We start from the raw sequence: 16,621 nt of genomic DNA on the forward strand, positions 1-16,621 counted from the left end.
GCGTAGATCATCAGCGACTTGGCGTCGCGGGCCAACTGCTCCACCCGGTACTCGGCCATGTAGCCATTGCCACCGAACAGCTGCACCGCGTCCATCGCGACGTCGGTGGCGGCCTCGGAGGAATACAGCTTTATCGCCGAGGCCTCTGCCAGCGACGGCATCTTGCCGGCCTGTAGCTTCTCCAGTGTCTGGAACACCATGTTCTGCACGTTGATCCGGGCCACTTCCATGTTGGCCAGCTTGAGCTGAATCAGCTGGAACTGACCGATGTTCTTGCCCCAAAGCGTGCGGGTCTTGGCGTAGTCGACGCAGAGCCGGTGACATTCGTTGATGATTCCCAGCGACATCAGCGCGACACCGACGCGCTCGCCCGCAAAATTCGCACGGGCACTCATCCGGCCGTCGCCGCCGGTATGGTGCTCGGTCTCGCCGAGCAGCCGATCTGGCGCCAGCCGAACATTGTCGAAGAACAACTCGCCAGTCGGCGATGACATCATGCCCATCTTCTTGAACGGCTTGCCCTGCGTCAGTCCTGGCATCCCGGAGTCAAGAACGAAGGTCAGCACCGGCCGGGCCCGCCGGTCGGCTTGGCCGTCGTCGAGTTTGGCGTAAACGACCAGGACATCGGCGAAGGGGCCGTTGGTGATGAACGTCTTCTGTCCGTTGAGGATGTAGTCATCGCCGTCACGTTTGACATAGGTCTTCATTCCGCCGAAGGCATCCGATCCCGCGTCGGGTTCGGTGATCGCCCACGCCGCGATCTTCTCCAGCGTCATGAGTTCAAGAAGCCAGCGTTCTTTCTGGGCGAGCGTGCCGCGGCTCATGATCGTCGCCGCGCCCAGACCCAGGCTCACACCGACCGTACTGAGTAACCCCAGGCTGACCCCGGCGAGTTCGGACACCAGCACGGCGGCCATCGATGCTTGTGCACCCAGGCCGCCGAAGCCGCCGGATGAGCGCTTCTCCGTCTCCTGCTTCTCCTGCCTGGCCCGCTCTTTGTCCAGCATCGTCTTGACCGCTTCGGCGGCGAGCACGTCGAGGCCGAACTCACTGAACAGCTTGCGCGCGATCGGATATGGCGAAATCTCGCCGGTCTCCAGCGCGTCGATATTCGGCCGGATCTCCTTGTCGATGAATCCGCGGACGGTGTCCCGCATGATCAGGTCGGTGTCGGACCATTCGAACATGCTCTGCTCCTTGATTACTGCGGCAGCCGGGCAGCGATGTCGTCGATCACCCATACACCGTCGGTCTCGATGGTGTCGACGTCGTGCCAACCGGACAGGGCCGAAATCGCGCCGCCCTGAACCGCATACACCTTGCCGGTGATCGGGCAGTTCTCGGTAGCCAGGTAGGCCACCAAGGGCGAGATGTTGGCCGGACTGAACAGGTCGAGTTCACCTTCCTCGGGTTCCGACATCAGCGAACCCATGCCGGGCGTGGCCAGCGTCAGTCGGGTCCGCGCGATCGGTGCGATCGCGTTCACCCGCACCCCGTACCGCTCCAGTTCCTCGGCCGCGATCAACGTCAGCGCCGCGATGCCCGCTTTGGCCGAGCCGTAGTTGGCCTGGCCCGCGTTCGGGATTGTCACACCCGAACCCGAGGCGGTATTGATCACCGCGGCATTGGGTTGATCACCGGCCTTCGACTGCGCCTTCCAGTAGGCGGCCGCGTGATGCAGCATCGCGAAGTGACCCTTCAAGTGGACCGCGATGACCGCATCCCACTGCGCTTCCTCCATGCCGGCGATAAACGAATCGCGCAGGATTCCCGCGTTGTTGACCAGGATGTCGAGGCCACCAAACTCGTCGATCGCCTGTCGTACAACAGTTTCCGCGCCGCTCCAGGAGGAGACGTTCTCGGTGTTGACGACGGCGGTGCCGCCGGCCGCGATGATCTCTTCGGCCACCTCGTGGGCCGGCCCGGTGTCGGCGCCCTCCCCTTCGTTGCTGCCGCCGAGGTCGTTGACGACGACCTTGGCCCCTTCTTTGGCGAACAGCAGTGCGTGTTCGCGCCCGATGCCCCGGCCCGCGCCGGTGATGACCGCAACCCGGCCCTCTAGTGCACCCATTGATCGAACTCCCTTGTTATGAGTCGGCTATTACCGCAAGCCCGTCAGTGATGACGAAGTCACCACCGCGCGCGGTCTCGAATGCGTAGCTTGTCGTTCCATCGCCGCTGCCGACGGTCCAGATCCTGGTTTCCAGGTCGTCATCGGGCAGCACCGGCTTGGCGAACCGGACCGCGAAGCGCTTGAGCCGGTTGACATCCGAGCCGGCGAGCTCGGTGAGCACCGCCCACGACGTGAACGCCATGGTGCACAGCCCGTGCGCGATGATGCCGGGCAGACCGGCGTCCCTGGCCACCTCTTCATCGAGGTGGATCGGCATCGGGTCACCGGCTGCGGGCGAGTAGCGGAAGGTCTGGTCGCTGTCGATGTGCTGCACGACCTTGGCTACCGGCGCCTGCTCACGCAGTTTGTCGTCGAATTTGTGGTCGGGGCTCAGTTCGCCGATCGTCTTGCCGACCGACATCCCCCGCACGAACGTCGTGACGTACTGCTCATTGACCAGTTCACCGCCCTCGGTGCGGCATTCGAGCAGTATCGCGGCACGAGTGCCCTTCTCCAGCCCTTGATACCCGATCATCTTGCCGCGCGAGACAAGCTTGTCCCCTGGGCGGATCGGGCGGTGAAAGTGGAAGTCCTGTTCGCCGTGGACAATCCGCGGGATCGCCTCGACCGGCATCACGTCGACCGCCGGGGTGAGCAAGGCTTCGAAAACGGGGACGATCGCGAAAACCGGTGGCGCAATGTCCCCTCTGCGGTGCGCCTCGATCGGATCGTTGGTAGCCGCCGCGTACTCGGCCAGCCGGTCCTGGGTCACGTCAAACCGCTCATCGGCGGTCCAGCGGTCCAGTCCGGTGTCGTCGAATTCCAGCGTCTCGGTCATCCAAGCGCCGTTACGCTGCCGCAGACGCCAAGGCGTCCAGCTGGTCGAGCGTCTTGTCGAGTTGCTTGGCGCCGTCCTTTTCGACCGCCTTAGCCAGCGCGCCCTTGATCAGCGCACCCTCGAAGTCACCCAAAACCGTGAATTTCGAGCCCTTTTCGGCCGGATCGATGGTGAAAGTGAAGCGAGCCTTGACGCCGGCCATTCCGGTGCCCGAAAGCACCAGGGAATGCGGCGCCTCGACCGATTCGATGGCCCACTCGATCTTGTTCGCCATCCCGAGCATGACGATCTTGGCCGTCAGCTTGGCGCCTTCGGTCAGCGTCTCGGGCGGCCCGTCGAGCCATTTCTCGTGCACGGTGAACCACTTGTCCCAGTTGGCCAGGTCGCTGACGGTCCCCCACAACGCTGCCGGGCTGGCCGACAGTTCTCGGCTTGCTTCGATGTGTCCCATGGTTGCTGCTCGCTCCTATGTTGTTCGCGGGGCTTAGCGTTCGGCGCGCTGGTATGCGGTGACGACGGCTGCGCCGCCGAGTCCGATGTTGTGTTGCAGTGCACCGGTGACGTTGTCGACCTGCCGCTTGTCGGCCCGACCGCGCAGCTGCCAGGTCAGCTCGGCGCACTGCGCCAGCCCGGTGGCTCCCAGCGGATGCCCCTTGGAGATCAGTCCGCCGGACGGGTTGACCACCCAGCGCCCGCCATAGGTGACGTCGCCGTTGTCGATCAGCTTGGCCGCCTCGCCCTCGGCGCACAGGCCCAACGCCTCGTAAAGCAGCAATTCATTGGCCGAGAAGCAATCGTGCAACTCGATCACCTGGAAGTCCGACGGCCCCAAACCTGACTGGTCGTAAACAGATTGAGCAGCTTGCACATTCATGTGGTAGCCGATCAGCCCCTTGCAGGTGCCGTCAAAGCTGTTGGCGAAGTCCGTCGTCATGGCTTGCCCGACGATCTCCACCGCCTGGCTGGCCAGGCCGTGCTTGTCGACGAATGCCTCGGACGCCAGGATCGCCGCGCCGGACCCGTCGGATGTCGGCGAGCACTGCAGCTTGGTCAGCGGGTCGTAGATCATCCGCGACTCCATGATGTCCTCCAGCGAATACGACTCCTGGAACTGGGCATACGGGTTGTTGACCGAGTGCTTGTGGTTCTTGTAGCCGATCTTGGCGAAATGCTCTGCGGTGCTGCCGTATTGCTGCATGTGCTCACGGCCGGCCGCGCCGAACATCCACGGCGCCGGCGGGAACAGCACCTCAGAGATCTCGGCCATCGCCATGACGTGCTTGTCCATCGGGTTCGTGCGGTCGTCGTAGGTGGACTGCAGCGAACCGGGCTTCATCTTCTCGAACCCGAGCGCGATCGTGCAGTCGGCCAGCCCGCCGCGAATCGCCTGCGCGGCAAGGTACAGCGCGGTCGACCCGGTCGAGCAGTTGTTGTTGACGTTGACGATCGGGATTCCGCTCAGGCCGAGCTCGTAGAGCGCGCGCTGGCCCGACGTGGACTCGCCATAGACGTAGCCGACGTAGCCCTGCTCGATCGCTGCGTAGTCGATACCGGCGTCTTCGAGCGCCTTGGTGCCGGACTCGCGCGCCATATCCGGGTAATCCCAGTTCTCCCGGCGGCCCGGCTTCTCGAACTTCGTCATCCCGACACCGATGACATAGACCTTGTTGGACATAGCACTCCCTTGAACTGACTCAGCCTCACATCGAAACATACACACCTGATTGTATCTTTGCAACGGGCTCGTAGGCACCCAAGTGGGCGATCAGAAGAGGCGAAGGGCCGCGCCGGTACGGCTCGTCAGTCCAGCGAATCGGCCGTCAACAAGCCGGCGACGATGATCCGCAAGTGCTCGCAGGCGCGCTCCCACCGTCGCCGCGCGCGACCGGAGTCGCGGTCGACGAAGCTGTTCAGCAGGATCCCGCGCAGCGCATCCATTGCGGTGTAGACGAAGTTGCGCAGCTCTTTGCGCATGGCATGGTCGGGCACCAGTTGGGCGATCGCCGAGATCAGGGTGCTGTTGACCAGCGGCTCCACCCGCTCGATGTGCTCCGCCAGCACTCGATCGGTGCGTGCTGCGACCCAAAGTTCAACGGTGGCAACGAACATCGGACCCTGATGGGCCTCCCACAGGAACTCCAGCACCATCGAGACCGGATCGCTGCTGGCCTCGACGCGCCCGATCTCGCCAATCGCTCCCTGTGCACGTTGTTGCGCCAAGTGTTCGATCGCCGCGACCACCAGGTCTTCCTTCGAGCGGAAGTGGTGAATCTGCGCTCCTCGGGTGACGCCAGCAAGCTCGGCGACTCGCGGCGTCGTCGTCCCGGCGTAGCCGTAGGTGACCAGGCACTCGATCGTGGCGTCAAGCAGGCGCGTGCGCATGGCGGCACTGCGTTCCGCTTGCGTCCGCCGAACAGGTCGTTCGCTGACTTCCGCCACCTTGCCTACCCCACGCCTTCTCGGTCAACTTACATTCAATACAGAATGTTACCGAACTTCGGCGCTCGATGTGCGTTTATAGGGTCGCCGGCCGGACGACGACCACCGACTTGGTCTTCGGACCGTCGTCGCGCAGCAATCCGATGACCCGGCCATCGGCGGTGTGAGCGGCGTAAACACCGTCGATCGCGGCCGGGCTCAGCGCCCGGCCGTTGGCGACGGCGTCGGCCTCCTCATCGGTGAGCTGCCGGTGCGGAAACAGCAGCAGGCAGGCTTCGTCGAGCGACGAGCTCAGCCCGGGCCGCTCCGCCAGGTCGTCGAGTGAACGTGCCTGATCGACGCCGAACCGGCCGACCCGGGTGCGCCGCAGCGCGGTCAGGTGACCACCCACCTCCAGCGCGGCGCCGACATCGCGGGCCAGGGCGCGAATGTAGGTTCCGGACGAACAGTCCACCTCGACGTCGACGTCGACCAGTTCGCCGTGGCGACGCACCGCCACCACTTCGAACCGATCGATGCGCACCGGCCGCGCGGCCAGCTCGACGGCGCGGCCCTCACGCGCAAGTCGGTAGGCCCGCTGGCCGCCGACCTTGATCGCGCTGACCGCCGACGGGACCTGCGCGATATCGCCACGCAACGCCGCGATCGCCGCCTGGATCGCCTCATCGGTCACGTTCTGCGCCGAAACCTGCTGCAGCAAATCCCCTTCCGCGTCCTCGGTGGACGTGGACTGGCCCAGCCGGACGGTCGCCGCGTAGGACTTAGAGGTCTCGGTCACCAGCCCCAGGATTTTCGTGGCGCGCTCGATCCCGATCACCAAGACGCCGGTGGCCATCGGATCCAGTGTCCCGGCATGCCCCACCCGCCGGGTACCGAAGATCCGTCGGCAACGCCCCACCACATCGTGGCTGGTCATACCGGCCGGCTTGTCGACGACGACGAGGCCGGCGCTCATAAGGTGATCGCCGTGAGCACCAACTCGCGGTCCACTGACCACCGTCCAGCCAGTGTGCTCAACGGCGGGCCGGACAGCGTGGCCCCGTCGATCAGAATGGTCGATTCGAAAGACCCGGCCGAGCCGGAGTCGTCGACGCCGAAAATAATGTGCGCATCTTCGAAGCCAAGCCAGCGCTTGGTCAGCGGAAACCAGGCTTTGTACGTTGCTTCTTTGGCGCAGAACAGGATTCGATCCCAATGCAGACCGGAAGGCAAGGCGGCCAGTTCGGCGCGCTCGGCCGGCAGGCTGATCGCGTCGAGGACACCGTCGGGCAAGACGTCGTGCGGTACGGCATCCACACCCACCGAACGGACCGCGCCGTCGCGACCGACGACCGCGCCGCGATAGCCCGCACAGTGCGTCAGGCTGCCCACCACACCGTCAGGCCAGCACGGTTCGCCCTTCTCCCCCTTGAGAATCGGCACCGGCGGAAACCCGAGTTCGCCCAAGGCTATACGGGCGCAGTAACGGACGGTGATGAACTCGTTGCGGCGCTTGGCAACCGACCGCTCGATCAAGGGTTCTTCTTCGGCCATCGGCGACAGTCCGGGCGGATCGGAATACAGCTCCGCGCACGCCAGGTTCCGGTCGTCGGGCAGCACGGCCGACACCAAGTTGGTCAGGGTCATCGGATCTACCGCTGGCGCAGCCGGTCACGGAACTGCTGGGCCTGCGCTCGCATCTCCGGCGTGACCACGAAGTGACCGCCGAAGTCGTTGAGATAGCCGGGAGCGTAATGCGGATCGGGCAGCACTTGGCGCAGCCAGCTGTACGGCTTGCGGCGGCGCCACTCGCGCGGGTAGCCCACCGACACCTCCTCGAAGCGCACATCGTCGTACCAGGTGGTGCGCGGAATGTGCAGATGCCCATAGACCGAGCAGACCGCGTTGTACCGGGTGTGCCAGTCCGCGGTCTCAGTGGTCCCGCACCACAGCGAGAACTCGGGAAGGAACAGCGCGTCGCAGGGCTGGCGCACCATCGGGAAGTGGTTGACCAGCACAGTGGGATTCATCCAGTCCAGATCGTCCAGCCGCTTTCGGCTTGCGCTAACGCGCTCGTGACACCACGCCTCGCGGGTGGCGTACGGCTCCGGTGAGAGCAGGAACTCGTCGGTGCAGACGACGTTGCGCTCCCGCGCGATCGCCAGCCCCTCAGCTTTGCTGGTCGCGCCCTGCGGCAGGAACGAGTAGTCGTAGAGCAAGAACAACGGGACGATCGTGGCCGGACCACCCCGCTCGGTCCACACCGGAAACGGGTGCTCGGGGCTTACCACGCCCAACTCGTCGCACATGTTGACCAGGTAGTCATAGCGGTCACGGCCGAAGATTTGCATCGGGTCCCGGTTGGTGGTCCACAGCTCGTGGTTACCCGGCACCCAGATGACCTTGGCGAACCGTCGGCGCAGCAAATCCAGCGCCCAGCGGATCTCGTCGGTGCGCTCGGCGACGTCGCCACAGACGATGAGCCAGTCGTCCGGCGTCGACGGATAGAGCGATTCGGTAACGGGCTTATTGCCGACATGGCCGGTGTGCAAATCCGATACCGCCCACAGGGTCGGCTGCCGAGCGGTCGGGGGCTGCTGCCCATGTTCCTGCCAAGCCACGACTCCCCAGCTTAACGACTGGTCGGTGGGCGCTGCGCCACCGTGGCGCCGCAACGGACTAGAACAGGTTCTCGTTTACTCCGTGGCGGCGCGGCTGCGACTTGTAAGCTCCCGGCAGGAGTCGAGCCCGTCCGGCGACGATGCGGACCGCCCAGCGGGCCGAGTAGGAGACGGACTATCAGGCACGGAGGGGATGTCATGGTCGCCAAGCTGCGCTTGCTTGCAGCGTTCGGGGCCCTGTTCATGGCAGCGGTGGTGGTGTGGCAGAGTGCGCCGCCGGCCACGGTCGGTGGGCCCAAGGTGGAACTACGGTCCACCGCCGCTCCGATGGACCCGCCCACCACGATGAAAAGCCCGATCGTGGCGACCACCGACCCGAGCCCCTTCGACCCGTGCCGTGACATCCCGTTCGACGTGGTCCAGCGATTAGGCCTGGGCTTCACCCCGCCAACGCCCGAAGAGGGGCTGCGCTGCCATTACGACGCAGGCAACTACCAGCTGGCCGTCGAGCCGATCATTTGGCGCAAGTACGACCAGTCGCTGCCGGCCGACGCCGTCGAGACCACGATCAACGGCCACCGCGCCGCGCAATGGTGGAACCTCAAGCCGACGTACCACAACAGCTACTTCTACTTCTCCTGCATGGTGGCGTTCAAGACCAGCTACGGGGTCATCCAGCAGTCGCTGTTCTACTCGACGATCTACTCCAGCCCGGAGGTCGATTGCCCGGCGACCAACCTGCAGCGGGCCAACGAGCTTTCGCCGTACTACAAATTCTGAACCCGCTATCGCTGATGCGGCCATAACCTGATGCCGTGACGACCACCTCCAACCGGCCCCCAGGTTCGGCGCTGCGCACCCTTCCCCGACGGCTCGCCGGCCGCGCCCTGGCCCGGACATTGCGGCTGTCGGCGCCGACGACGAGCTACACCGTCAGCAGCGTGAAGGTCCCGATGCGCGACGGCGTCGAGCTGATCGCCGACGTGTACGAACCCGTCGGAGAGACCGTCGGCACCCTGCTGGCTCGCGGACCCTACGGCCGCGGATTTCCGTTCTCGCTGGTATTCGGCGATCTCCACGCGGCCCGCGGATATCGCGTGGTGCTGCAGAGCGTGCGGGGCACATTCGGATCGGCCGGAGACTTCGTGCCGATGGCCAACGAGGCAGCCGACGGCGCCGACACGGTCGAGTGGATGCGCCGGCAGCCGTGGTTCACCGGTCGCTTCGCCACCATCGGGATGTCCTACCTGGGGTTCACACAGTACGCATTGCTACAGGATCCGCCGCCGGAACTGGTCACGGCCGTCATCACCGCCGGTCCCCATGATCTCAGTGCGTCGGCGTGGGGTACCGGCTCGTTCACGGTCAACGATTTCCTCGGCTGGAGCAATCTGGTTGCGCACCAGGAAGATCCGGGCCGGATCCGGGCCGGCGTACGTCAACTCCGGGCTCAGAAGAGCGTGGTGCGTGCAGCCGCGGAGGCGCCGTTGGGCGCATCCGGCCGGGCACTGCTCGGCGAAGGGGCTCCGTGGTGGGAGTCCTGGCTGACACCGCCCGCGGATGACAACCCGTTCTGGGGGCCGCTGAACGTCGAGTCCGCCCTGGACCAGATCCAGGTGCCGGTGTTGTTGCTCAGCGGCTGGCAAGACCTGTTCCTGGGTCAGACGCTCCATCAGTTCCGGCACCTTCGCGAGCGGGACGTCGACGTCGCGCTGACCATGGGGCCGTGGACTCACACCCAGATGCTCCTCGCAGGTCTGGCCACCATCGCCCGGGAAACCCAGGAATGGCTGGACACCCATCTGGCCGGTCGCCCCGCGACCCCACGGTCCGGCCGAGTCCGGTTCTTCGTCTCCGGCGAAGGCTGGCGGGAGCTGCCGGACTGGCCGCCGGCCACCACCGAGCGTGCGGTCTACCTGCAACCCGGCGGCGGACTGGCCGACACGGCGCCGGCCGCGGCATCCTCGGCGAGCTTCCGCTACGACCCCGCCGACCCGACACCCACGATCGGCGGACGACTGCTGTCCCCCGACAGCGGTTACCGCGACGACACCGAGCTGACGGCGCGCCGCGATGTGCTCAGCTTCACCAGCGACGCGCTCACCAACGATCTTTACGTACACGGCAACCCCGTCGCCGAGTTGGCACACAGCTCCGACAACCCGCACGTCGACGTGTTCGTCCGGATCAGCGAAGTCGACCCCAAGGGCCGCTCCCGAAACATCAGCGACGGCTACCGGAGGCTGACCGACGCGACCGACCACGTCAGCCTCGAACTGGACGCGATCTCGCACCGATTCCGGGGCGGGACACGCATCCGGGTGCTGATCGCCGGTGGCTCCCATCCGCGCTTCGACCGCAACCTCGGCACCGGCGAGGCGACATCGACGGGCAGCCAACTGAAGCCGTCCACCCATGAGGTGCACTTCGGCACCTCGCGGATCGTGTTCCCGGTCGGTTCCTGATGGACATCTTCGACGAATGGCGAAGCGGCGGAACGGAAATCCAGTGGCGGTCAACAACGCCCGCGAACGGCGGGGCCGACGTCGCCGTGTTCGCCCGTCGCTGCGGCACACCGGGGGCGCCGGCATTGGTCTGTGTGCACGGTTTCCCCACCGCGAGCATCGATTTCGTGTCGCTGACCCGCGAGCTCCACGCCGATTTCGACATCTACCTGCTCGATTTCCCCGGCTACGGCCTGTCCGACAAGCCGGCCGCGCCATACGTGTATTCGCTGTACGACGATGCGCGCCTGCTGATCTACGCGATCACCACGCTCTGGCAGCTCGAGGACTACACGTTGCTGACCCATGACCGCGGCACCAGCGTCGGCATGATCGCGCTGTCGATGTTCGCCGACCTCGAGGATGCGAGCCCACCGGCCAACGTCATCCTCACCAACGCGAATATCTATCTGCCGCTGGCCAATTTGACCGGATTCCAGAAAGCGCTGCTCGATCCCACCGTGGCGCGCAGCACCGCGCGCGCGACCAAGCCGGAGATGCTGGCCGCGGGCATGGGTGCGACGACCTTCATGCCGCGGCGCGACGTGAGCAATCCCGAGATCGCCGCATTGGCGCAATGCTTTGCGCACAACGACGGGATCGCGGTGCTGCCGGACACAATTCAATACCTCAACGAACGCGCCGCTGACGAAACCAATTGGCTCCAGGCACTTTCCGCCAACGACGTCAACACCAGCCTGGTGTGGGGCCTGCACGACACGGTCTCGCCGGTTCGGGTCGCGAACTACGTGTGGGACGAATTCCTCCGGAACAAGCCCGGGATGAACCGCTACTGGATACTGCCGAGCGCCGATCACTACCTGCAATGCGATGCTCCGGAACAACTGGCCGACATCGTGCGACTCACCGCGACTGCCGAGCCCACGTCGCTGGGCACTATCGGCGACTGGCCCGCGGGCGCCGTGCTCGTCGACCAGACTCCGTGAACGGTAAGCACGCTCGTCAACGCATCGCGAGGCGGCGCAACGGCGGATCGGTCTTGGGTGGCTGGCGGCGCTCCGGCAGGGCGTGCAGCAGCCGCGTGGTCGTCGCAGCGACTTCGGCAACGGCCGCCTCGAACGCCTCGACGTTGGCTGGCGAGGGACGGGTGATGCCGCTGACTTTGCGCACATATTGGCGGGCCGCCGCCTCGATCTCCTCCGCCGTTGCCGGCGGCTCGAGTCCCCGCAATTCGGTGATATTCCGGCACATCCCTCAACGATAGGTGCGGCCATGGTGTGGCGGACCGGACTGACTACGGTGGCGCTATGACCCGCGCCGGCGACGATGCAGCGCGGAGCAATGAGGAGGAGCGGCGCTGATGGCTGACGACATTCTGTTGATCCACACCGACGAGCGGGTGCGAACCCTGACCCTGAATCGGCCGCAATCGCGCAACGCGTTGTCGGCGGCGCTGCGGGATCAATTCTTCGGCGCCCTGGCCGACGCCGAGACCGACGACGACGTCGACGTCATCATCGTCACCGGCACGGACCCGGTGTTCTGCGCCGGGCTGGACCTCAAAGAACTGGGTGGGCAAACGGCGCTGCCGGACATCTCGCCCCGCTGGCCATCGCTGAGCAAGCCCGTCATCGGCGCGATCAACGGCGCCGCCGTCACCGGCGGACTCGAGGTGACGCTGTACTGCGACATCCTGATCGCATCCGAACAGGCGCGATTCGCCGACACCCATGCCCGCGTGGGCCTGCTGCCCACGTGGGGGCTCAGCGTGCGTCTCCCGCAGAAGGTCGGCATCGGATTGGCCCGTCGGATGAGCCTGACCGGCGACTACCTGTCCGCTCAGGAGGCGCTGCGCGCCGGCCTGGTCACCGAGGTAGTGCCGCACGACCGGCTACTGCCCGCCGCACGCAAGGTGGCCGACAGCATCGTCGGCAATAACCAGGACGCGGTGCGGGCCCTGTTGTCGTCCTACCACCGGATCGACGACGCGAACACCAGCGAAGGTCTATGGATGGAAGCGACTGCGGCGCGGGCATTCCGGACCTCCGGCGACGACATCGCCGCCAACCGCGAGGCCGTCCTGAAGCGCGGCCGGGCTCAAGTTCGGTGACAGCATTCTGCCCCGTTTCCGGAGGTGGAAACGGGGCAGAATGACGGCTGATGCGTTAGATCACGGCAGCATTGCGCGCACCGGGTGCCTCACAGTCCATATGGGGTGCAGCACGTCCGCGGCGTAGTGGCGCATCGGGTGGAACGGTCCGGTGCCCGGCACCCACGGGTCGGCCGACGCGATAGGCGCCGCCAGCGAACCGAGGACAGACAGGCCGACGCCGGCCAGCAGGCCCGCGGCCGCGACACGCAGCTTGGGAGTTTTGGCATTCATGGTGGTTTCCTTACCTGGCAGTTGTCCCAGGTCCGAAGGTCGATCCTTCGCTGGGGTCGGTTGCTATCTCCCGACATCACGAGCATGCACCGCCCGCCTTGATGGATCCTGGCGACATTCTTGCGAAATTCTTGCGTTGGCTCCTAGGCGTTCGCGCAGCTCAGTGAGCGCGAATTTCGAAGGTGAACTCGTGGCCGCCGATGCGGATATGGTCGCCGTCGGCCAAGGTGGCGGCGCCCCGGATGCGTCGGCCTCCTACCTGGACGCCGTTGGTCGATCTCAGGTCGCTGATGACGAAACTGCCTGCGGTGTCGATGACGACAGCGTGGTAGCGGCTGACTTCGTCGTCGTCGAGAACGATGTCGTTGTCAGGCCGGCGGCCGATTCGGGTCGATCCCTCCAACCGGTAGCGCTGTCCATCCCTTCGCTGCAGCTCGGCGACGGCTGACGGGGCCGCCAGCGTGCCGGTGTGCGGACCGAGGCCGACGACGGCATGCGTCGCGGTCGTCTGCGCTGTCTCGTGAGTGTCCAAGGGTTCTTGACGCAGGATGCGCTCGTGCAGGCTGCGCACTGTCGGGCCGGGGTCGATGCCGAGGTCCTCGGCGAGGTTCGCTTTCAGTCGCTGATAGGCGTTGAGGGCATCGGACTGCCGCTCGGTGACGTAGTAGGCGGTGATCAGTTGAGCCCAAAGCCGTTCGCGGAAGGGGTGTTCGGCGCTCAGCACCTCCAGGCGAGGGATAATGCCGTCGGCGCGTCCGCACGCGATCTCGGCTTCGGCGAGGGCGGTGTGGATCGTCACTCTGACCTCCGACAGCGCGGTGGCGAACGTATCGACGAAGGCGAATTCGCGTAGGTCATCGAGGAACGGCCCGCGCCATTCGGCCAGGGCAGCCGACAGGTAGGTGCTGGCGTCTTCGAACCGTCCCGCGGCGGCGGCGTGCACGCCCGCATTCTTCTCGGTGACGAAGCGCCCGATGTCGCAATCGGCATCGGCGACGTTGAGCTGATATCCCGGGGAGACGCTCGCGAGCACCCTATTTGGGTCGTGCGATCCGCCGCCGAGCAGTCGGCGCAGATTGGACACGTAGGAGTGGATGCTGGTTCGCGCGGCCGGCACCGGCGACTGGTCCCAGACCGCATCGATCAGCGCGTCGACCGATACCGCCCGGTTGCGGTTCATCAGCAGCGTGGCCAGCACCGCCCGCTGTTTGGGGGCGCCCAGCGGCACCAGGGCGCCGCCGGCCCTCAGCTGCAAGGGCCCCAGAACACCGAACTGGAGACTTGCGTTCGACATCGCGCGGCAGCCTTTCGGGTCAACATGGGCGTCCGACCACCATTGTGACCTCGATTGGCTGCCCCGCGGTGTTACGGCACGGTGCTGCTAGGTTTCGGTTGTCGGTCGCTGGTTCCGCGAGCACTGCTGTTGATTCAGCTTTTTGACTCCGGGGGCCTGCGCACCCTTCAGTTCTCGAATGACTCGGCACGGGTTACCGGCCGCCAGCATGCCTGCAGGTATGTCGCCGATGACGACGCTGCCCGCCCCGATCACCGAGTTGTCGCCGATCGTCACGCCGGGACACACAATCACTCCGGCCGCCAGCCATACGGTGTCGCCGAGCACAATCGGAGCTGCCGACTCCCAGCCGGCCCGTCGGGCCTCATAGTTGTCGACGGGATGCAGCGCCGTAACAAGCTGTGCGCGTGGACCGATCGACACGTGATCGCCGATCGTGATCGAGGCGCAGTCCAGCAGAATCGCGTCGTAGTTGACGAAGCAGCCTGCGCCGACGGCGATCTGCGCACCGTAGTCACACTGGAGTCGGGGAAGGATCACCGAGCCTTCGCCCAACGATCCGAACAACTGGTGCAACACCTGTTGGCTTCGCTCGTCGCCCGCCGGACTCGCGTTGAACACCTCGATCAGGCGCTGACACGCCTGACGGTCGGCCACCAATTCGGGATCGTCTGCCCGGTACGGCTCGCCACTGAGCATCCGCTCGCGCTGACTTCTCATCGCCCGATCACCACCCAACGACCCGATAGCGCCCGCCAGCCCACGAAGATCAGACGCAGCACGATGAACATGGTCAGCCCCGACCAAATGCCGGCCAGCCCCCAATCGAACACCAGCGACAGCCAGATCAGCGGCAGAAAGCCGGCCAACGCGCTGACCACGGTCGCCGTGCGCATGAATGCCGCGTCGCCGGCGCCGAGCAGCACGCCATCGAGCGCGAAAACGACTCCCGCTAAAGGTAATTGGCCGACGAGAAACCACCAGGGCGTTACGATTGCGGCCAGCACTGACCGGTCGTCGGTGAAAAGTTCCGGCAGCACGGAGGCACCCGCAGCGAACACGCCGGCCAAAGCGGTGGCCGCGATCGCCGACGACACCGTCACTCGCCGGGCCGTCGCGGTCGCTAGCGCAACATCACCGCCGCCCAGCGCAGCGCCGACCAACGCCTGCGCAGCGATAGCCAGCGAATCGAGAACTAGCGCAAGGAAACTCCACATCTGCAAGACCACCTGGTGGGCGGCCACCGCGGCGGCACCAAAGCGGGCCGCCACCGCAGCTGCTGAGACGAAGCACGCTTGAAAAGCCAGCGTTCGCACCAGCAGGTCGCGGCCCAACACGATTTGGGCCCGTAGCGCAGGACGGTCGAGTCGTAATGGGACGCCTTCGGCCAGCAGCGCGCGCCCAAAGAGCAGCGCAGCCAACCACTGACCCGCCAGGTTGGCGATGGCGGACCCGGCCAATCCGCAACGCGGTAGTCCCAGCCACCCGTACACCAGCAAGGGACATAGCAGCGCCGAAAGGCCGAAGCCGGCAACGACATAGCGCAGTGGACGCGCAGTGTCTTGTACGCCGCGCAACCACCCATTACCGGCCAGCGACACCAGAATTGCGGGCGCGCCGATGATCGCGATGCGCAGCCAGGGCAACGCCGCATTCACGATGTCGGCCGAACCCGCGATGACCGACACCAGCGGCACCGCCACGGCCTGCACAACGACGATGATCAACGCACCCAGACCCAGCGCCAGCCAGGTCGCCTGCACGCCCTCCGCCACGGCCGCCGGCCGATCGTCGGCGCCGAAGTGGCGGGCCGAGCGGGCGGTGGTGCCGTACGACAGAAAGGTCAGCTGCGAGCCGACCATGCCGAGGACCAGTCCCCCAATAGCCAGCCCGGCCAGGCTCATTGCACCCAGCCGGCCGACGATCGCGGTGTCGAACAGCAAGTAGAGCGGCTCGGCGGACAGCACACCCAGCGCGGGCAAAGCCAGTTGTGCGATCTCACGGCTACCCGGCTGCGGCTGGCCCGGCTCGCTCACCCTAAAGCGGCGCGCAGCGAAGAAACGACCTCATCGGCCGAACCAGTGGTCGAGTAGCCCGCGGCCAGCTTGTGACCGCCGCCGCCGAAAGTCGAGGCGACGGCGGCGAGATCTACCGCGGCTTTTGCTCGCATCGACACCGACCAGTGCTGCGGCTCAATCTCTTTGAACACCGCGGCCACCTCGGCCTGCTGCGTGGTGCGGACGATGTCGACGATGCTCTCGACTTCTTCCGGGCGCGCGCCGTCCCACTCCTGGTTTTCGACAATCGCGTACACAAGGCCGCGGCCACCGACCGCGTCGGGCAGCAGTTGCGCCGAGCCCAGCACCCGCGACAGCATCGCCATCCAGGCGAAGGGATGGGTGTCCATCAGTGACCGGGTGATGGCCGCGTTGTCGATACCGAGCTCGACCAGTCGTGCCGCCAGCCGATAGGCGCGGGCGCTGGCCCAC

Annotated in this window: 19 protein-coding genes; 4 read left to right on the top strand and 15 right to left on the bottom strand. The window is 65.8% G+C overall.

What is annotated here, in order from left to right:
• The 9 genes from WAN02_RS22380 to WAN02_RS22420 all read right to left on the bottom strand — a co-directional run.
• The coding region (locus WAN02_RS22380; protein WP_422266492.1) for an acyl-CoA dehydrogenase family protein at positions 1 to 1,187 on the bottom strand (1,187 nt) is incomplete at its 3' end.
• A 14-nt stretch (positions 1,188 to 1,201) separates the two neighbouring features.
• Complete coding sequence (locus WAN02_RS22385) at positions 1,202 to 2,071, bottom strand: SDR family oxidoreductase (RefSeq protein ID WP_422266494.1); 870 nt, start codon at positions 2,069 to 2,071, stop codon at positions 1,202 to 1,204.
• A 16-nt stretch (positions 2,072 to 2,087) separates the two neighbouring features.
• Positions 2,088 to 2,951: a MaoC/PaaZ C-terminal domain-containing protein gene (locus tag WAN02_RS22390; RefSeq protein ID WP_422266496.1), complete on the bottom strand. Its 864-nt coding sequence runs from the start codon at positions 2,949 to 2,951 to the stop codon at positions 2,088 to 2,090.
• A 10-nt stretch (positions 2,952 to 2,961) separates the two neighbouring features.
• On the bottom strand, positions 2,962 to 3,402 hold the full coding sequence (locus WAN02_RS22395) for a type II toxin-antitoxin system Rv0910 family toxin (protein WP_422266498.1): 441 nt from the start codon (positions 3,400 to 3,402) through the stop codon (positions 2,962 to 2,964).
• A 33-nt stretch (positions 3,403 to 3,435) separates the two neighbouring features.
• Positions 3,436 to 4,626 (bottom strand): lipid-transfer protein, encoded by a 1,191-nt coding sequence (locus WAN02_RS22400; RefSeq protein ID WP_422266500.1) that lies wholly within the window; start codon positions 4,624 to 4,626, stop codon positions 3,436 to 3,438.
• Positions 4,627 to 4,751: 125 nt separating this feature from the next.
• Positions 4,752 to 5,333, bottom strand: coding sequence for a TetR/AcrR family transcriptional regulator (locus WAN02_RS22405; RefSeq protein WP_422266502.1), 582 nt, complete (start codon positions 5,331 to 5,333; stop codon positions 4,752 to 4,754).
• A gap of 133 nt (positions 5,334 to 5,466) precedes the next feature.
• Positions 5,467 to 6,345, bottom strand: coding sequence for a tRNA pseudouridine(55) synthase TruB (gene truB / locus WAN02_RS22410; RefSeq protein ID WP_422266504.1), 879 nt, complete (start codon positions 6,343 to 6,345; stop codon positions 5,467 to 5,469).
• The gene (locus tag WAN02_RS22415; RefSeq protein WP_422266506.1) at positions 6,342 to 7,016 is read right to left on the bottom strand and encodes a 4'-phosphopantetheinyl transferase family protein; all 675 of its coding nucleotides are present in this window, start codon (positions 7,014 to 7,016) and stop codon (positions 6,342 to 6,344) included. Before WAN02_RS22415 ends, truB begins: the two co-directional genes overlap by 4 nt.
• A 5-nt stretch (positions 7,017 to 7,021) precedes the next feature.
• Positions 7,022 to 7,990, bottom strand: coding sequence for a metallophosphoesterase family protein (locus WAN02_RS22420; RefSeq protein WP_422266508.1), 969 nt, complete (start codon positions 7,988 to 7,990; stop codon positions 7,022 to 7,024).
• Positions 7,991 to 8,188: 198 nt separating this feature from the next.
• On the opposite strand from WAN02_RS22420, the gene WAN02_RS22425 reads away from it, so the two are divergent.
• Genes WAN02_RS22425 through WAN02_RS22435 form a run of 3 tightly spaced genes read left to right on the top strand, consistent with a single transcriptional unit; the run spans position 8,189 to position 11,441 of the window.
• Entirely contained in the window at positions 8,189 to 8,770 is a 582-nt protein-coding gene (locus WAN02_RS22425; protein WP_325691383.1) for a DUF3558 domain-containing protein, read from the top strand.
• 35 nt (positions 8,771 to 8,805) lie between these two features.
• Positions 8,806 to 10,455 carry a CocE/NonD family hydrolase gene (locus WAN02_RS22430; protein WP_422266510.1) on the top strand — a complete coding sequence of 550 codons (1,650 nt, stop codon included), beginning with the start codon at positions 8,806 to 8,808 and terminating at the stop codon, positions 10,453 to 10,455.
• A complete protein-coding gene (locus WAN02_RS22435) occupies positions 10,455 to 11,441 on the top strand; it encodes an alpha/beta fold hydrolase (protein WP_422266512.1) in 987 nt (328 codons plus the stop codon). The genes WAN02_RS22430 and WAN02_RS22435 overlap by 1 nt, the downstream gene beginning before the upstream one ends.
• Positions 11,442 to 11,457: 16 nt before the next feature.
• Here the strand turns inward: WAN02_RS22435 and WAN02_RS22440 are convergent, their stop codons facing one another.
• Positions 11,458 to 11,706, bottom strand: a complete 249-nt coding sequence (locus WAN02_RS22440) for a DUF2277 family protein (RefSeq protein ID WP_422266514.1) — start codon at positions 11,704 to 11,706, stop codon at positions 11,458 to 11,460.
• A 109-nt stretch (positions 11,707 to 11,815) separates the two neighbouring features.
• On the opposite strand from WAN02_RS22440, the gene WAN02_RS22445 reads away from it, so the two are divergent.
• Positions 11,816 to 12,565 (top strand): enoyl-CoA hydratase, encoded by a 750-nt coding sequence (locus tag WAN02_RS22445; protein ID WP_422266516.1) that lies wholly within the window; start codon positions 11,816 to 11,818, stop codon positions 12,563 to 12,565.
• Positions 12,566 to 12,625: 60 nt separating this feature from the next.
• Here WAN02_RS22445 and WAN02_RS22450 read toward each other — a convergent pair whose 3' ends face one another.
• From WAN02_RS22450 to WAN02_RS22470, 5 genes are all read right to left on the bottom strand, one after another.
• Positions 12,626 to 12,838 carry a hypothetical protein gene (locus tag WAN02_RS22450; protein ID WP_422266518.1) on the bottom strand — a complete coding sequence of 71 codons (213 nt, stop codon included), beginning with the start codon at positions 12,836 to 12,838 and terminating at the stop codon, positions 12,626 to 12,628.
• Between the two features lie 160 nt (positions 12,839 to 12,998).
• Positions 12,999 to 14,132 (bottom strand): BTAD domain-containing putative transcriptional regulator, encoded by a 1,134-nt coding sequence (locus WAN02_RS22455; protein ID WP_422266520.1) that lies wholly within the window; start codon positions 14,130 to 14,132, stop codon positions 12,999 to 13,001.
• An 87-nt stretch (positions 14,133 to 14,219) separates the two neighbouring features.
• Positions 14,220 to 14,852: a sugar O-acetyltransferase gene (locus tag WAN02_RS22460; RefSeq protein ID WP_422266522.1), complete on the bottom strand. Its 633-nt coding sequence runs from the start codon at positions 14,850 to 14,852 to the stop codon at positions 14,220 to 14,222.
• Positions 14,849 to 16,168, bottom strand: coding sequence for an MATE family efflux transporter (locus WAN02_RS22465; protein WP_422266524.1), 1,320 nt, complete (start codon positions 16,166 to 16,168; stop codon positions 14,849 to 14,851). Before WAN02_RS22465 ends, WAN02_RS22460 begins: the two co-directional genes overlap by 4 nt.
• Positions 16,165 to 16,621 (bottom strand): DHH family phosphoesterase (locus WAN02_RS22470; protein WP_422266526.1); only part of this gene is annotated, 457 nt, incomplete at its 5' end. The genes WAN02_RS22465 and WAN02_RS22470, both read right to left, overlap by 4 nt.

The organism is Mycobacterium sp. (assembly GCF_049281135.1).
Taxonomy (GTDB): Bacteria; Actinomycetota; Actinomycetes; order Mycobacteriales; family Mycobacteriaceae; genus Mycobacterium.

Excerpts from the sequence above, each read along its gene's own strand:
- WAN02_RS22385 (WP_422266494.1), bottom strand. The coding sequence starts at position 2,071 with ATGGGTGCACTAGAGGGCCGGGTTGCGGTCATCACCGGCGCGGGCCGG.
- WAN02_RS22390 (WP_422266496.1), bottom strand. The coding sequence starts at position 2,951 with ATGACCGAGACGCTGGAATTCGACGACACCGGACTGGACCGCTGGACC.
- WAN02_RS22395 (WP_422266498.1), bottom strand. The coding sequence starts at position 3,402 with ATGGGACACATCGAAGCAAGCCGAGAACTGTCGGCCAGCCCGGCAGCG.
- WAN02_RS22400 (WP_422266500.1), bottom strand. The coding sequence starts at position 4,626 with ATGTCCAACAAGGTCTATGTCATCGGTGTCGGGATGACGAAGTTCGAG.
- WAN02_RS22405 (WP_422266502.1), bottom strand. The coding sequence starts at position 5,333 with ATGCGCACGCGCCTGCTTGACGCCACGATCGAGTGCCTGGTCACCTAC.
- truB (WP_422266504.1), bottom strand. The coding sequence starts at position 6,345 with ATGAGCGCCGGCCTCGTCGTCGTCGACAAGCCGGCCGGTATGACCAGC.
- WAN02_RS22415 (WP_422266506.1), bottom strand. The coding sequence starts at position 7,016 with ATGACCCTGACCAACTTGGTGTCGGCCGTGCTGCCCGACGACCGGAAC.
- WAN02_RS22425 (WP_325691383.1), top strand. The coding sequence starts at position 8,189 with ATGGTCGCCAAGCTGCGCTTGCTTGCAGCGTTCGGGGCCCTGTTCATG.
- WAN02_RS22435 (WP_422266512.1), top strand. The coding sequence starts at position 10,455 with ATGGACATCTTCGACGAATGGCGAAGCGGCGGAACGGAAATCCAGTGG.
- WAN02_RS22440 (WP_422266514.1), bottom strand. The coding sequence starts at position 11,706 with ATGTGCCGGAATATCACCGAATTGCGGGGACTCGAGCCGCCGGCAACG.
- WAN02_RS22445 (WP_422266516.1), top strand. The coding sequence starts at position 11,816 with ATGGCTGACGACATTCTGTTGATCCACACCGACGAGCGGGTGCGAACC.
- WAN02_RS22450 (WP_422266518.1), bottom strand. The coding sequence starts at position 12,838 with ATGAATGCCAAAACTCCCAAGCTGCGTGTCGCGGCCGCGGGCCTGCTG.
- WAN02_RS22455 (WP_422266520.1), bottom strand. The coding sequence starts at position 14,132 with ATGTCGAACGCAAGTCTCCAGTTCGGTGTTCTGGGGCCCTTGCAGCTG.
- WAN02_RS22460 (WP_422266522.1), bottom strand. The coding sequence starts at position 14,852 with ATGAGAAGTCAGCGCGAGCGGATGCTCAGTGGCGAGCCGTACCGGGCA.